The sequence below is a fragment of the Campylobacter sp. BCW_4323 genome (assembly GCF_001763115.1).
Classification (GTDB): domain Bacteria; phylum Campylobacterota; class Campylobacteria; order Campylobacterales; family Campylobacteraceae; genus Campylobacter_D; species Campylobacter_D jejuni.
The window spans coordinates 1-2,828 of record NZ_MJYC01000074.1; the positions used below are offsets into that span (position 1 = coordinate 1).

Annotated in this window: 4 protein-coding genes and 1 pseudogene; all 5 read right to left on the reverse strand. The window is 22.5% G+C overall.

Annotated features, from left to right (window positions below):
* A pseudogene (locus tag AJN60_RS09780) lies at positions 1 to 968 on the reverse strand (hypothetical protein); the annotation flags it as partial.
* Complete coding sequence (locus AJN60_RS07575) at positions 958 to 1,302, reverse strand: hypothetical protein (RefSeq protein WP_070243605.1); 345 nt, start codon at positions 1,300 to 1,302, stop codon at positions 958 to 960. The gene AJN60_RS07575 and the pseudogene AJN60_RS09780, both read right to left, overlap by 11 nt.
* A gap of 43 nt (positions 1,303 to 1,345) precedes the next feature.
* Positions 1,346 to 1,600 (reverse strand): hypothetical protein, encoded by a 255-nt coding sequence (locus AJN60_RS10005; protein ID WP_237766507.1) that lies wholly within the window; start codon positions 1,598 to 1,600, stop codon positions 1,346 to 1,348.
* A 95-nt stretch (positions 1,601 to 1,695) separates the two neighbouring features.
* Entirely contained in the window at positions 1,696 to 2,097 is a 402-nt protein-coding gene (locus AJN60_RS10010) for a hypothetical protein (RefSeq protein ID WP_237766508.1), read from the reverse strand.
* An 83-nt stretch (positions 2,098 to 2,180) separates the two neighbouring features.
* Positions 2,181 to 2,828 (reverse strand): hypothetical protein (locus AJN60_RS09590; RefSeq protein WP_070278016.1); only part of this gene is annotated, 648 nt, incomplete at its 5' end.

Genomic DNA, 2,828 nt, shown 5'->3' on the forward strand with positions numbered 1-2,828 from the left:
ATATAAGTTTGATAAGCATTTTCTAAATCTTCAAAACCAAGTTTTTTAAATTCATCAATACTTTTATAAAGTTCTTTTCTTGCTTTTAAATAAGTATCATTTAGTTTGTTTTTATGAGAGATAAAGATAGTATAAAAACTAGAGTTAAATTCTAATTCTTTTATTGTGTTTTCATCAAATAAAGCTTGCTTATCTTTATCATATAAAACATAATCTTCACAAAAATATAAAGCTTTTAATAGATAGGGTTTTGAATCGATGTTGATGTTGTTGATATTTTCTAAAGATAGTTTTTGTATATAGGCTATTTTTAAATTATTGATTGCTTGTATAGATACAAGCTTATAATTATTATATTCTTGATTAAAATAATTAAGATTTTCTAAAAATATTTTATACTCATTGATATATTCTTTTTCATTTTGTATATTATTTAAATGCTTAAGACTTTGATTGAAAATATTATTATTATAAAAATTACAAGAAAAACTATCAAAATTAAATTCTTTTAACAAATTACTATTTTTATTATCTATAGAACATAAAGGAGTAAAGGAATTTTGTATGTTTTTGTAGTAGGGGTAGAGAGAGTGGGCGGTGGATGTTGCTTTTCCTCCTAGAGAAGTTATGTTTATTATGAATAGTTTTTTTGCTTTGGTTGTTATATTTAAAATTAAAATTATCCCAGCGGGTGTTAAATAATATAAAGGCCTTCTATTGGCATCTTTTATTAAATATTCTAGTATAATATTTCTAGAAGTTTCATTTTTAATAATATCTTTTAAAAAGTCCAATTCTTCTAGCGTCTGCCTTTTATGAAAATCATCTAAAATAACACTTTTTTCTTGCCAATCTCTAAAACCTGAAATTCTAGCTAAAAAATCTCCAAAATCATAAAGTCCTATATAACAATCTACAATACCATCTTTAATATCCTTAAGATGTTCCATTAATCCTTTATTTGTCATTTTCTAGCCTTTTTAATTTGCAAAGAAGAAGTAAAACAATATTTATTAGTTTTCTAGCGAGAAGGATAATTGCTAATAAGTAAAGCACTACTAATAATCCATATTTGACAAAAAAATATCCACCAAAAAATATTATAATTAAAAGCATACTATCTGGAATAAGCAATAAATATACAAAAGTATCATATATCCAGTTTATAATCTTACTAGAAACACCATATTTACTTTTGCAATTTTTGCATTTTATTTCTAATTTGCCTGAGAATATATTCCAAATATTTTGTAATTTATTGATTTTTGTTTTACAAACTTCACATTCTTTATAAATAGACATTTATTTTTCCTATATAATTTAAAAATTATCTTTAAAATTTAAATTATCTTCCGCATGCATTTAATCTTCCTTTAGCAAAATTTATGAAATAATTAAGTTTTTTTGTTACATATATTGCTTCGTATAATTCTTGATCTTGAAATTTTAAATCCGCATCATGAAATAAATTTATTTTTTTATAAGAATTAATCATATTTTCTAATAACTGTTCTTTTTGAGGTATAGAACACATAAGATTTGTATCTAAAGTAAAACCAAAAAACAAGATATTATAAGTCATAAAATTAATTTCAAACATTATTTTACCTAAATTATACTTAGATGGTAATTTTTCAATTTCACTCATAAAGACAAGCAACTCATCCGCAACATTTAAATAATTATTAATTTCTTTTAAATTAGTGCAAGATAAAAATAATTAAGATTATTTTGCATTTGCAAACCAAATAATACATCCTTATTTTTAAGAGCTACCAAATAAGCATTGTCTAAACCTAAAATTTGCATAAATTTAAAATCTTTTTTAAAATTATGCATATAATTTAATAGTTCTTTTTGATTAAGTTTTAATTCTTGATTTAAGTTTTGTTCTACAAAAACTTTTTTAAATTCTTCTTCGTTGCTCCAGAATAATTTAGATATCTCTTTTCTAATTTGATTTTCTTTTTCATGATTATACTTATCCCAAAAGATAAGCTCTAAAGGGCGATAAGCTAAGCTTATAAAAATAATCAAAGCTATAAGCAAACCGCAGGGTATATAAAATCTTTTAAGTTTATAAAAAGGTTTTTTCATTTATATTCCTTGATATTTTAAAAATAGTTTTTGTGCTTTTTTCTGTTTCGTTTAAGGTTTTATTTTGAGTGTTAAGTTCTATCTCATTCATTTGTGCATTCTTTTAATTTAGATTGTAGAGTGTTAAGATTTGTCAATGTCTTCTTGTTGAAGTTTTCTAAAATTTTATTAATATTTTCTTTTAGCTTCTCTTTAGCTTGATTATCTAAAAAAAAATCTTTACGAATTCTTCTTGTAACATTATCTGTAATTTTATTTAGTTTTCTCATTGTATTTAAAATTATTGCAGTTTTAGAATTATCAAATTTACATGTGAATTTTTTAGAAAGATCTCCAATATAAATATGGGAAAATCCCCAGTTGTTTCCAATTAAAGAAGATGTATAATAAACAATATGTGAAAAATCATGACTTTTGATTTTATTTTGCAAAAAATCCTCTTCTAAACGAGTATTTAGAAAAAATAAAAAATCTTCAAGTGCATCAAATCTTTCCTTGTCAAATAAAAAATAAGTTTTATGATTTGTGATATTTCTTTCATTGTATAAAAGATAGGATATAATATCGTTATTTAAATTTAAAACAATTCGACTAGCTTTTCTTGAAAGTTCCTCATCTTCATCTAGGAATGAATAAATAGTTAAAGTTCTTATATCTTCAATACTAGCTTGTATCATCTTAAGATTTTTAATAATCATTTGTGTAACTTTTTCTTGATTATAGTTTTCTTT

Coding starts and splice junctions, on each gene's coding strand:
- AJN60_RS07575 (WP_070243605.1), bottom strand. CDS start 1,302: ATGTCTATTTATAAAGAATGTGAAGTTTGTAAAACAAAAATCAATAAA.
- AJN60_RS10005 (WP_237766507.1), bottom strand. CDS start 1,600: ATGTTTGAAATTAATTTTATGACTTATAATATCTTGTTTTTTGGTTTT.
- AJN60_RS10010 (WP_237766508.1), bottom strand. CDS start 2,097: ATGAAAAAACCTTTTTATAAACTTAAAAGATTTTATATACCCTGCGGT.